The sequence below is a fragment of the Kosakonia sp. BYX6 genome (assembly GCF_038449125.1).
Lineage (GTDB): Bacteria > Pseudomonadota > Gammaproteobacteria > Enterobacterales > Enterobacteriaceae > Kosakonia > Kosakonia calanthes.
In genome coordinates this window covers 2,947,749-2,960,619 of the sequence record NZ_CP151800.1, presented here as the reverse complement: position 1 = coordinate 2,960,619, position 12,871 = coordinate 2,947,749, and the positions used below count along the sequence as shown (strand labels likewise).

10 protein-coding genes are annotated in these 12,871 nt (G+C 42.9%); 8 read left to right on the top strand and 2 right to left on the bottom strand.

Annotated features, from left to right (window positions below):
* Positions 1-14 precede the first annotated feature (14 nt).
* The gene (locus AAEY27_RS13950; protein WP_342321215.1) at positions 15-683 is read right to left on the bottom strand and encodes a hypothetical protein; all 669 of its coding nucleotides are present in this window, start codon (positions 681-683) and stop codon (positions 15-17) included.
* A gap of 63 nt (positions 684-746) precedes the next feature.
* Complete coding sequence (gene ecpA, locus AAEY27_RS13945; protein ID WP_342321214.1) at positions 747-1,328, bottom strand: common pilus major fimbrillin subunit EcpA; 582 nt, start codon at positions 1,326-1,328, stop codon at positions 747-749.
* A 1,245-nt stretch (positions 1,329-2,573) separates the two neighbouring features.
* Here ecpA and AAEY27_RS13940 point away from each other — a divergent pair.
* From AAEY27_RS13940 to AAEY27_RS13905, 8 genes are all read left to right on the top strand, one after another.
* Positions 2,574-5,309, top strand: a complete 2,736-nt coding sequence (locus tag AAEY27_RS13940) for a filamentous hemagglutinin N-terminal domain-containing protein (protein WP_342321213.1) — start codon at positions 2,574-2,576, stop codon at positions 5,307-5,309.
* 58 nt (positions 5,310-5,367) lie between these two features.
* Positions 5,368-7,014: a ShlB/FhaC/HecB family hemolysin secretion/activation protein gene (locus AAEY27_RS13935; protein WP_342321211.1), complete on the top strand. Its 1,647-nt coding sequence runs from the start codon at positions 5,368-5,370 to the stop codon at positions 7,012-7,014.
* 17 nt (positions 7,015-7,031) lie between these two features.
* A complete protein-coding gene (gene acpS, locus AAEY27_RS13930; protein WP_425294634.1) occupies positions 7,032-7,403 on the top strand; it encodes a holo-ACP synthase in 372 nt (123 codons plus the stop codon).
* 19 nt (positions 7,404-7,422) lie between these two features.
* Entirely contained in the window at positions 7,423-8,178 is a 756-nt protein-coding gene (locus tag AAEY27_RS13925) for an SDR family oxidoreductase (RefSeq protein ID WP_342321209.1), read from the top strand.
* 3 nt (positions 8,179-8,181) lie between these two features.
* Complete coding sequence (locus AAEY27_RS13920) at positions 8,182-8,730, top strand: 3-hydroxyacyl-ACP dehydratase FabZ family protein (RefSeq protein ID WP_342321208.1); 549 nt, start codon at positions 8,182-8,184, stop codon at positions 8,728-8,730.
* Positions 8,731-8,749: 19 nt separating this feature from the next.
* Entirely contained in the window at positions 8,750-9,031 is a 282-nt protein-coding gene (locus tag AAEY27_RS13915; RefSeq protein ID WP_342321207.1) for a phosphopantetheine-binding protein, read from the top strand.
* A gap of 32 nt (positions 9,032-9,063) precedes the next feature.
* Positions 9,064-10,224, top strand: a complete 1,161-nt coding sequence (locus AAEY27_RS13910; protein WP_342321206.1) for an aminomethyltransferase family protein — start codon at positions 9,064-9,066, stop codon at positions 10,222-10,224.
* An 87-nt stretch (positions 10,225-10,311) separates the two neighbouring features.
* Positions 10,312-12,870: a beta-ketoacyl-[acyl-carrier-protein] synthase family protein gene (locus AAEY27_RS13905; protein ID WP_342321204.1), complete on the top strand. Its 2,559-nt coding sequence runs from the start codon at positions 10,312-10,314 to the stop codon at positions 12,868-12,870.
* Position 12,871 lies beyond the last annotated feature (1 nt).

Sequence of the window (12,871 nt, the reverse complement as noted above, 5' to 3'; positions counted from 1 at the left end):
TCCACAGTGAGATGTTATTTAACAGAAACAAAATGATTTGCTTGCCAGAAAGAGACCCGGCCATTTTTATTTTCAACGTCGACTTGTGAGAAAGTGCGTGATTTTCCCGGCATGAGATAATAGTTCTCTTTGCATGATTTTCCGTCAGCGAGTCTTAAGCATGGCCCATAAGCGATTATTCTTAGTGTTGCATTACCTGTATTTTCCAGCGTGCCGTTGGTATATTTATAGTCATATTTAACTTTACGTGGAGCAACGACCAGAATGGTACTGATAACCGCAGATGCTGTAGCCAGAGCGTGCCGTGTGGCACTGTTTTTCTGTACTTCACTCAATGCCTGATCAGACCAAATAATGCGGTAGTATCTTTCAATATGATCATCCGGTCCCTTGTAATAAAAACGAATAACTTCATTACTTTCAGCAGGGAGCAATACGCTTTCGGGGCTAAGTAGTAACTCATCTTTCCTTTGCATAGGAATGATTTTTCCACCCTCTAGTGGATTCGTAATTTTTTCGATACGTATATTCACTAGACGTCCAGTGGCCGTCGCGTTTCTAATTTCTTTGCTGAGTATGGTGCTGTCGCTATATATGAACGAAGAGATATCCCCGACATCTAATGCCCATGTCGGCATAGCACTACATAATAAAAAGTTAAACGCCAGGATAAGTTTTTTCATTGTGTTATCGCCAATAATAAATACAGGAGCAGTCCCTCGCTCCTGTTCATTTAGGTATGTGATTTAGCTGGTCCAGGTTGCGTCAAATTGAACGCTGACATCACCGCTCCAGATACCTTCCGGCAGAACACTCAAATCTTTTGCCGGAGTCGAACCATCAGTCGTTGCGTTTACAACGGAGAAGGTGAATGCGTCTTGAGCAGTAACACGTCCGCTCTGTGCATAATTATTTGCCAGTGCGCCCAACCCGACATTTTTCCCATTTGCAGTGTCAATCATGACTAAATCAGATGCCTTACCAACCGCTTCACCCATGTAATTGACGCCAACTTCCAAAGTTGAGCCAGAACCATCCAGTTGAGTTAAGGTGCTGCTCACCAGGCGAGATGTCAGCTTGAATGATGTTGCGGAAGTTTCCCCCTCGATTGCGACATCAAATAAGCCTTTTTGTGTGTTAAAGCCTCGAACACCTTCAGCATACTGGAAAGACAGGCTACCTAGCGGAGTAACGATTAATTTACTGGTGGTATCTTTTTTAGCGGTAGCAGCCCAGGTTGCTACCGCACTGGCGGTGATATCTGCAGCCTGAGTGACACCCATGCCAAAAGAAGTGATTAATGCAAGTATTAATAAATTACGCTTCATTAATAGTACCTATTTTAGAAAACTATTTATCCTGATAAATCCTTGCGCTTGCAAGGGTACTTTATTCACTGGGTTTATTTTTCACATAAACTCAGCTTCAAACGAGAGATAGCTACAAGCGGAACAAGAATCGATAAAGCATTCATGAAAATTCATGCTTATCACATAGCTGATAATAAACCTGGTCATTGCTCGGCTCATCGCTGCTATAACCTACATGCTTTGTTTCGCCACAGAATAGTAGTCATGGTAAATATTATCGGTTAGTAAAAAAATATTATTCTCTGATTAAATAATAAATGTAAAAACTTCAGCATTTGCAGTTAGGCTGTATCCTGCGGTTGTGAGACGATTTTATCACATTAATTTAACTTTAAACGTATGTGGCAAAGCGACTTATTATTATCATTTAAGATTTTCGGCGAGTAGATGATAGCGAGTATTTTATATTTTGTTATGTTCTGAGTATGGCCTTTGGGGGGATTGCGTAGAGGGTATTTAGCGATCATGAAGGATGCAAATAGAGAGTGAAGCAATTATTGTAGCCTTAGTATTCAGCGGTTCTCTCTTTTTCAAGAATCTTTTCAGGGGAGTAATGCAATACAGTAAGTTTGTAACATCACGACAGACGCATAGTTATTAGGAAAAAATGTTTCAGCATAGATTGCATATAGTTCATCGGTTGCGTTTGACAATATTTAAAAAGAGACAGAACGTGTTAATTAAGATCTATTTCATGAATTTAAATACGTATCCTACTGAATCTAAAGGAATAAATTCGTGTATCTTAAAGCGTGATAATGGCGTTGAATTTGTTTTTTAAGAAAAATTCACTTGTTTTTGTTGGTTTGCTAGTAATAATTGAAAAATTCTTAGCGACACCTGCATTATTGAAAATGAATGGTTATTTGTGTTTTTTTAATCCTATAACCTTCCGATTTTTTTGAAGAATGCTCGTGTTATTACATAATGCCAATACCAATTTATTCGCTTTCGGAGTCTGTAGTTATAAGAACAAACGCTTATGCGTTATAAGCCAGCAACATTAGTGGTTGAAATTATCGGTAATATATATAGTTATAGTGCATATATTGACAATACATCTAAATAAATGATGAGAATTAATGGCCTGAAAACCATTAACATGGCCGGCATGTTATGGCTCGTGCATAACAACAACTTTGCTGTCATATGAGCGAACCTCCTTGCCAGAACTTAAAACATAACCGTAATTGGTAGGTAATAATGAAGAGTAAAAAAAATGCGCGTGCGCTAATGAAGTTTAATCCAGTGGCCGCTTCAATTTTGCTGTCTCTGCCCTTCATGGCACAAGCCGCTAACCTGAATATCAAAAATGGAACAACCCTGAACGCAAATGGTGTTCCAGTCATTAATATCACCACGCCTAATGGTAATGGTATTTCCCATAATATCTACGACGATTTTAATGTCGATAAAAACGGCGTGATTTTCAACAACAGTACTTCGGGAGCCAAGACTATCCTTGGCGGAGACATTGCAGGTAACAGTAACCTTACAGCGGGTACAGCAAAAGTTATTCTGAACGAAGTCACTTCCAATAAAAAAAGTACCCTCAACGGCATGATGGAAGTTGCTGGTGATAAAGCACATCTGATTATCGCAAACCCGAATGGCATATCAACGCAAGGGAGTGGCTTCATCAATACAGAGAAGGCAACGATTACTACCGCTAAGCCGGATATGCAGAATGGCGAGCTCAAAGGATATTCCGTGGGTGGCGGAATTGTGACAGTTGGTGGGCTGCAAAGCGCCTCACCAACAGAAATCCTCGCTCGTTCTGTAGTAATTAATGGCCAAATTAACACAGACGAACTCGCTGTTGTCGCGGGTAATAACTACATTGACACCGATGCTAAAGTATTAGGCTCAGCGCCTGCGCAAGGGCTAAGAAATACGTACGGCATTGATGTTTCCCAACTGGGTGGAATGTACGCTAACCGCATTAGCCTGTTGAGTACTGAAAGTGGCATTGGTGTGCGAAATGCTGGTGTTATCGCTGGTGGCGCTAAAGGTATCTTTATCGATAGCCATGGTAAGTTCATTAACAACAACGGCCAAGTCAAAGCAGTTGGCGATACCCGAATCCAAACGAACGGTGTAATGGAAAACATTACCGGGAGCATCGCAGGTAAAGGCAAAATCTACATCAATACGACCAAAAATACGCTCACCAACACCAATGCAGGTAATATCTCGGCAGAGTCTGATATTTATGTCGACAGTGGCGCATTTAATAATACAAATGGCAAAGTTTCCTCTGGCGGTTTGCTTGCATTGAATACTAACAACAATACGCTGACGAATACTGGTAAAGGCAAGACTGCTGGTATTGAAGCCGGCATCGTCGCATTGCAAATGGGCAAGCTGAATAATCGTAATGGTCAAATCCATGGCAGCTATGTTGGCGTGCAATCTTCTGAGATCGACACCGTTAGCGGTATTATTGAGTCTATTGCTGATATCGATTTAAACAGCACGGGCAATATTGATAACAGTAAAGGGCTGATCCGTTCACAAATTGGAGGCATTCATATTGAAACTGCTAAGACATTTATCAATAAGGAAAATATTACAGCTGATGCCGCCAGTTCAGACTCATTAGGTGTATTGGCGGGTGTCGGCGGGATTAAAGTCAAAGCTGCAACAGTAAACAACCGTACTGGTAAACTTGGTTCTTCTGGCACTATTTCCGTAGAAAGCGCTACCACGATTGATAACCATACCGGGAAAATCTCAGCCAATAAAGATGTGTCATTGTCTAGCACAGGCAATATTGAGAACTCAAGTGGCAGGATCTGGTCTGAAGGCACTGTCTCCATTAAAGGCGGAGCATTGAGCAATAGCTTATATGTAGGTCAAGTACTGGGAGATCAGGGTGTCAAAATTGATCTTACTGGTGCTCTCAATAACCATATTGGCGTTATCCGCTCAGAGTATGGTGATATTGAGATTAAAGCGAAGGGTGTTAATAACGACGGCGGCATGATGTTAGGTGAAAATATTGATATTACTTCATCTTCCAATCTCGTTAACAGCTTCGGGCTGATGGTGGCTAATAAGTATTTAACTATCGACGCTCTCACGGATATTAATAATACTTACGGCGATGAATTCGGTAACTGGTACGGGAAATACTTTGGTATGCAAGGCCAGTTAGGTGGCATGATTGGACGCACCGGTATTTCAATCACTGCTAATAAGGTGGATAACACCTATAGTCGCATTGTTTCTGAGAAAGGCGCACTCGACATGAACGTCGCCGGGACAATTTATAATAACCATGCTTTGATGGTCAGTGGTGGTGATTCTAGTATCAAAGCGGATACCTTAAGTAATAACTACTCCACAATTTATAGTGCTGGTAATGTCGATATCGATGTAACCAATTTATCCAACCGGAGTTCCGGTTCAGTTGAGAACAATAACGCCACAGGCATTATTGCCGCAGATAAAGATCTGTCTCTAATTGTGGGCAGCAGTTTCACCAATTATGGTTGGATTAGCAGCAAAGCAAATGGTCTCGTGCGTGTAGCAGGTTCACTCTACAACCATAATTCCATCACTGCGGATGGTGCATTAAATATGGATACCAAAAAGACATTAACCAACTATAAAGATATTGTTTCGGGTGGGGCTTTGACTATTAAGTCTGACGATGATATCTACAATGGCGGTAGCAGCAATATGGTGGGTAAATCAACCTATATCGAAGCAGATTATGATGTGACTAACCACGGCAATATGGTTGCTGATGACTTCTTATCAGTCAGCGCCGATCGTAATATCTATAACTACAAAAATATGTATACCAAAGGGAATGCAGTTATTAATGCAAAATCCGTCACTAATAGCGGCAGCAACGCAGTATTAGGTGGTGTGGAGGGGCTTGAACTTAATGCTGATAAAGCAAGCGGTACAGGAACCATTGTAGGCTTGTAATTAAATCCCACTCTTAAAGCAGCAGCGTTGCTGCTGCTTTATTTCTCTGAGAGAGATTATGAAATCGCGATTTTCTTTAATAACTTTTATTTTTTTATTTTTTAGCGTAAATGCATTTTCAGAAGCGCAATTTGATCGTCTGGTAAAAGACCAGCAGCGAAATGATAATAATACTCTTCGAGAAAATAGAGTTGAAAGAAAAGACGTCTTCTCTAGTAAGCAAGATGTTTTTATCGAGAATATTAAAATACCCAATGATGAGGTCTGCTACAAAATAGATGAGTTATCTATTAAGGATGATTTTTTAGATGATCAGACTTTAACCGAAATAAAAAAGAAAGTCGCAAAGACTTGTCTTGGTGTAAATGGAATTCAACGCGTTGCAACGCTCGTTCAGGACTATTATATCAATGCTGGCTACGTGACGACGCGCATTGAAACGCCTACGCAAAACTTAGCGTCGGGTAAACTGCTACTGCAAGTCATTCCTGGGCGAATTGAAAAGGTCTTGATTGGCAATGATGATGTAAGAAAAATAATATTACCTTTTATCGAAGGCGAAATACTTAACTTGAGAGACATCGAGCAAGGGCTTGAAAATTTACAGAAAACCCCCAATTCTGATGTAAAGATCAATATTGTTCCAGGGAGTAAGAGCGGTTACAGCAATATTGTCATTAATACTAATCGCACGAAAGCTTGGAACGTTAGAACGGCATACAATAACTGGGGAGATAAAAGTACTGGGCAATTTTTGGCGGGCGGTGCCGGATATTTATATAATGTTGCGGGCTTAAACGATGTTTTCTATTTATCGGGTACTAGCAGTACCACCGGAGCATATAAAAATGTCAGTGCCTGGTACAATTTCCCATTTGGCTTTTGGGATTATGAGGTTTTGTACAGCAATAGTGAATCGCGACAAGGTATTGCAATAGGTCATTGGAATTATGACTATATAGGTATAAATGAATATCTCAGCCTAAAAGGTTCACGAACGCTTTATCGTGATATGGATAAAAAGATCACGGGTAGCCTCGAAATGTTGAGGCGCAAATCCGCCTATGAACTTGACGGTATTGAGCTGGCACTACAAAAACGCGATATGGGCAATCTGCGGTTAGCATTAAACTATAAGCAAAATTTCAGTGATGCAACCCTGGATTCAACAATCAGTTGGCAGCGTTTTATAACGTGGTTTGGCGGAAGCAAAACGCCAGATATGTTATCGGGCGACGCAGATAGCGCCAGTCATTTATTCAACCTGAATCTGACATATACAAAATGGTTGAATGCATTGCCTGTTCAATCCTGGTATGAAATAAATTTAGGTGCACAATACACCCAAGCCGCGCTGACATTACAAGATCAATTTACGATAGGTAATCGGTGGAGTGTAAGAGGTTTTGAGAACAGCACAGGTCTTGACGGAAATAAAGGCTTTTATATGCAAAATACGCTTAATTTCGCCACTAATTACGACAGCATGACTGCTTATCTTGGTGCAGATTATGGTTTGATAAATAATAGTGGATATTCGCAAGGAGCATATGGGTGTGAAAACCTCTTGGGCGCAGTATCAGGAATAAAAGGCACTTTTCAATCTCTGGGGTATGATTTTTCGCTCTCCGTACCACTTATTTACCCGTCTAACCTGAGTGTTGATAAGGTGACGACAAGCTTTAATATTTCCTATCAACTTTGAATGGCAAGGTAAATGTAATGATCTGTATTGGTACGGATATTGTTGAAGTAGAACGAATTGCCAGGGCGATAGAAAATGGAAAAGCGCTATTTTTACATCGTGTGTTTACGGAAAAAGAAATTATCTTAATTGACGCAGTGAACCCAAATTATGAACGGGCCTCCGGATTTTGGGCCGCTAAAGAATCCATAGTTAAAGCTGTCGGACTGGGTTTTCGTGATGGAATCAGTTTCCAAGATATTGAAATTCGACATGACTTAATGGGGTGCCCATATTTTGTCTTTTCAGGGCGCTTAAAAGAGATTATCACTGAGCGAAGTATTACAGAAATATCACTCAGTATTTCGCACTGCCGCACCTATGCTATTGCGGTCACCATTATTTCCTAATTAACTACGTGAAGTGGATATGTATAAATACGATGATTTGAATGAAAGAAATGTCCTGGTTTCTGGTGCGAGTGGCGATATTGGTATCGCGATTTGTGAAAAATTCCTTGAGCAGGGTTGTCATGTCTATGCTCTTTATAATACGAACAACACGGCGCTCGAAGAATTAAAGGCGCAGCACGCGCAGGGACAGTGTTTAAGTATTTTGCATTGTGATCTCGCAGACTCGGACAGCGTCAATGAGTTAGGCCTTTATTTGGCGCGTAAAATTCGTCAGCTCGATGTCTTGGTTAATAATGCGGGCATCGTTAAAGATAATCTTTTTGCTTCGATGAATTTTGATGATTTTAGTACGGTCATTAATACAAATATGCTCAGTACCTTCAGGCTCACAAAAGAGGTGTTGAAATTACTCCGGTGTGCTGAGAGTTCAACCATTGTTAACGTCGCCTCCATCGCTGCCATTATTCCCAGCGTGGGACAAGCAAATTACAGTGCTTCCAAGGGGGCATTGCTCGGCTTTACCCGGACATTGGCAGCAGAACTGGCCCCGCGCGGGGTACGTGTCAATGCGGTAGCTCCGGGGATGATTGCATCGAAGATGGTCAAGAAGGTATCGAGAACCGTGGTGCGGGATGTGACGAATTCGATTCCGCTCAAGCGTCTGGGAAATTGCCAGGAAGTTGCAAATACCATTGTTTATTTAAGTTCTTCTGCGTCCAGTTACATTGTTGGCCAGACCATCGTCATCGATGGCGGCCTGGTCATGCGGTGATTTATGTCCAAATATGCTATTCCTTCAAAAATATTTCTTGAAATGGGCGGCTGGCGTCAGCCCTTATTAATGGTCGATAGAATCGAAGACTATAAATATGGTGAAAATGGTTTTGTCCATGTCATCAAGCATGTGACCTACAATGAACCTTATCTCCTCGGACACTTCCCAGAGGATCCAATAATGCCAGGGGTCATTATTGCGGAAATATTCGGTCAAGCGAGTGAATATCTCTCTTTTCTAACAGATGTTTGCGATATTTATTTTGAGCGTTTTGGTACAGAACTAAAAACATTGCGTGACATTTTTGCGCGAATCCATGAGCCGGAATTACTTAATATTATCCGTACGCGTCGCGCGCAGGTGCGTGGTGTTCTGGCCGCTCAGAATTTGAAATTCAAAGATATCGCTTACCCAGGCGATACCATTGAAGTGGTAAGCAAATTGGCTTTTTCTGATCCAGGCGGATTTAAACATTATTCAGTAACGGCAAATGTAGGTAAAAAGCTCATTAGTCAGGGAACGATAGTTAATTTTCGCGAAAGTAAATAAACCATAAAGGAAAAAACATATGTCATTAATGCATGAACGAATCAATGAACGTAAAGACGTTCTCTTTACTATTAAAACTGAAATTATCCAGCGTTTGAATATTCAACGTGAACCCTCGCAAATTGATGATGATACCCCGTTATTTGGCAATGGCCTTAAATTAGATTCGGTTGACGCTACAGAAATTGTCGTCCTGCTCGATAAAGTCTTCGGCATTCAAGTCAGTGAAAGTGATGACCCTTCTTATATGCGCAGTGTCAATAATTTGGCCTCATTTGTTATCACGAAACGACAGGCATAATTTCTGCTAACTAGCTTTGGATAAGGATTATTATGAAATCTCTACATGATTTGCATTTATCGCATAACGCCCAAATGGGTGTCTATAACAATCGGACCGTTCCCGCCGTTTATAACGATGCTATCGTTGAATACAAAGCTGTTCGCGAAAATGCATTACTCGTTGATTATTCTCACATGTCGATTATTAGCGTGATGGGGGACGATGCATGGGCATTAGTTAACCATATGGCCTCCGCAGATATTTCCATTATTCGTGATGAGCAAGGGATGTATTCTTTAGTATTACGCGAAGATGGTTCAATCCGTGGCGATATTTATACATTATGCACACCGGACGGTTACTACATCATTTCCGAAAACATTCCAGCATCAGAAATTATTGCATGCCTCAGTGAAATATTAGAGCGTGCTGAAGAAATGGATATTTTAGAAATCCCTGAAATTAAATCTATGGAGCACGATGATTGGGGTGCCATCATGTTGGAAGGTCCTTATTCATGGGAGATTCTGGCTGAAGTCTATGGCTTCGATATTATCGGCTTGCCCTACCATGAATATATTAATCAAGACGATGGATTGCTTGTTTTTCGTTGCGGTAAACATGGCGAATTCGCCTATATGGTGTTGGGCCAGCAAACAGCACTTGTTGAGCTATGGGCGAATCTTCTGGATAAAGGCGAAAAATTTCTTCTTAAAACCGGTGGCCTTGAATATCAAAATACCGTTCGTATAGAAAATACGAGTTGGGACGAAACTATTTATGCCAACTATAGCCGTAACCCCGTTGAATTGCAGATGCAATGGGCCGTGCAGTACGACAAAGAGGACTTTATCGGGAAATCCATGATAACTGAACTTTCTCAAGAAAATGCGAAGCGCAAACTTATTGGGATCCGTCCGCTTGTTGAATGCGCCGGCATTGCTCCAGATGACCAAGTTTTGGTCGGCGACAAAGAGGTTGGGATTATCGTCAAATCGGTCTATTCCCCGGCTTTGCAATCATTCATCGCACTGGCGTTAATTGAACAGGATTATGCCTGGTCCGATATTGAAGGTTTCGATATTCACACCGCTGCCGGTAATGTTTCAGCGAAAACGCAGAGTGTCCCGTTTCTTTATAACTTAAGCATGTTAGTTAGTCCTACTGAGCATAGTTATATTGATTGTTCTAAGGCCCGCCATGCCTCATAAATGGCAATAGTAAAGTACGTATCGGCATCATCATTCAATTTATTACGTGCTTGCAGTTTGTGTATCGCTATAGCTCAGAGAATAATTATGAAGACCAATAGAAAGAGAGTGGTTATTACAGGGATGGGGATATTGTCATCTCTGGCTGAAAACCTTCAAGACTTTAAGCAGGCGTTATTAGATAAAAAATGTGGTGTCGCTGACAGCCAACGTTTTAATACATGGTTTGAGAATGCTCGCGCCGCAGAGATATTGCACGACATCGATTATTCAGAACTCCCCGACGAGATCGTGCAATCTTTAGATAATGCTGCGCTGTGGGCTTATAAAGTCGGCAAGGATGCGCTGAGTCAGGCGGGCTTATTTAACAATAAAACGTGTCTCAAAGATACCGGCTTAATTGTCGGCGTATCGTCTGCTGGCACCGAAGCTTTTCTGCCTCTTTTTGAGCAGCGCATGGAGGATTTCTCGCTGCGCAAGGCCATCTATTCCGGGGGATTCTCATCCTGTTGCTCCAGTGTGTCCACCTTACTTGGCCTTAAAGGCGGCGTTGAATTAGTCGCGACAGCCTGCACAGCAAGTCCAAATGCCATCGGTATGGCATTTGATTATCTGCAAAACGGCAAGAGCAAAACGATGTTGGCGGTTGGGACTGAGCCCATCTACCTACCGACGTTCGCCGGGTTTTATGCGCTCAATGTCATGCATCCCGATTCCTGTACGCCGTTCTCTGGTCAACCCGGAATGTCAATCGGTGAGGGCGCCGGCGCGTTGGTGCTGGAAGAGTATGAACATGCTGTTGCACGCGGCGCCACAATTTACGGCGAAATCCTCTCCTATGCGACCTCATGTGACGCTTACCATGAAACTGGGCCTGATCCGCGTGCGAGCGGTGCGGTTCAGGTCATGCTGAAAGCCATGAAAAACGCAGGCGTGACGCCTGAGCAGATTGATTATGTCAACGCGCATGGTACCGGTACCGAAGCCAACGACAGAATCGAAACGATGGCGATGAACAAGGTCTTCGCACATCGTGAAGACCTGCTTGTCAGCTCAACGAAATCTTATTTTGGCCACAACATTGGCGCCGCGGGAATTGTCGAATTGATCGCCTGCCTGGTGACGCTGCCGGATAATAAGATTCTGCCTACGCTTAATTTTTCTGTCGCGCGCCCGAATTGCGATCTGGACTATGTTGCAAACGAGTTCAGAGAAAAAGACATTAATCTCTTCATGAAAAACAATTATGCGTTTGGCGGTAATAACTGCTGCATGATTGTGAGTACTAAGCCTGCTTCTGTTCCAGTCAGCACCTATATCCGAAAACGTGTTGCAATTACCGGGCATGGAGCGGTTACGGCTATTGGTCATAGCCTCTCGGACATTTTGCAAAATATCTGGCAAAACAATACCGCTGCCACGCTCGGCAATGTGACATTCCCTGCCGATACATTGGCGGAAGCCAGAGAGTTGCTGGCGGTATTGGTGCAAACGAACCAGCTAACGGAGATGTTCGGCAGCCATTATGCGGGCGACACGGGAAAATTGCCGGAATATGAAGAGTACTTCAAAACCTTTCAAGTGATGAACCTTGACCCGCGAAAATATCTGCGCCGGTTTGATTCACGTAAAGCGACCCGCGGTGGCACCCTTGCTTTGGTGGCGTTATCCGAAGCGCTGAACACGGCGAAGCGCAAAATCAAGCGTGACGGCGAGGATCTTGGCATGGTGATGGGAATGTCGCGTGGACCGCAGGAAACAACTTACAAATATCTGCAAAGCCTGAAACCGGACCCACGCAAAGTTCGCACTTCAGAATTCCCCGGTTCGTTGATGAACGCTATTGCGACATTTTGCGGCATTTCTGAAGGCATTAAAGGCTATACGACAACGCTGGCAACAGGCGAAAACTCCGCACTCGGCGCGCTGACTTATGGTTATGAGATAGTTCGTCAAAATGTGCAGCCGCAGGTCATTGTTGGCGGCGCGGACGAATTCTTCCCATCAATGTCGCTCTATATGGACGCCGTCACGCAAAAAATTCACATGACGTCTGATGCCCGCGATTACCAAATTTATGGCAAAGAAGCGAAAGGTTTTGTTCCAGGAGAAGGTGCGTGCATGTTGCTGCTCGAAGATCCCGAAGCCGCAAGCGAACGCGGGGCCGAGGTGTTAGCTGAAATCGCAGGTTACGGTAAATCTTGTAGCAACAGCTATTTTGACGCAACGCAGTTGGGTGAAAAATCCTCCTCCATGTCGTTGGCCATTGAACGAGCCCTGGCCGATGCAGGTATTAGCGCGCAAGAGATCGATCTGGTCTGCGGCAGCAGTAATGGCGGCCGAGAAAATTCGCAAATCGAAATAGACGCGCTCTGTGAAATTTTTGCAAAAGAAAATCCCCAGGTTCCGGTTGTGAACTATAACGCCTGTTTTGGCTTTGTCGCGTCGGTTGCCGGGTTGCTAAATCTGCTGGTTCTTATTGAGTGCATCAAAACACAGTCGGTTCCGGCTATTCCTTATACTGGCGAATTTTTTGATTCTCGTGTGAATTTTGTCCGCCAACCGCTGAATATCACCGTCAAGCATGCGCTGTTGATTGGCGCGACAGAAGGTGGAAACTATTATGCCGTGGTAATTAAGGGATAAT